The organism is Chryseobacterium sp. SIMBA_028, assembly GCF_046535285.1.
GTDB lineage: Bacteria > Bacteroidota > Bacteroidia > Flavobacteriales > Weeksellaceae > Chryseobacterium.
Genome location: NZ_JAWRWZ010000444.1, coordinates 1 through 261, shown reverse-complemented (window position 1 = coordinate 261; position 261 = coordinate 1). Strand labels below are relative to the sequence as shown.

The following is a 261-nucleotide window of genomic DNA, read 5'->3' as shown; positions in this document are numbered from 1 at the left end:
CCAAGAACGGGGATTCCGAGTTATTTTAATTCTTTAGCAGAGTTTGACAGCTATGTTGAGCTTCTGGTAAAAACTGGAACAATCGATAATGCCAAAAAAATATGGTGGGATTTAAGAGTTCATCCATTCTACCCTACTATTGAATTCAGAATCTGTGATATGCCGTTAAGAATTGATGAAACGGTTTGTATGGCCGCCATTATGCAAAGTCTGGTGGCAAAAATCTATAAGCTTCATCAGCAGAATTTAAGTTTCAGAAGC

General features: G+C 37.5%; 1 protein-coding gene. It reads left to right on the top strand.

Annotated elements, in window-relative coordinates; translation table 11 throughout:
- On the top strand, positions 1 to 261 hold a 261-nt coding region (locus tag SCA31_RS24065; protein WP_410699513.1), incomplete at both ends, for a glutamate-cysteine ligase family protein.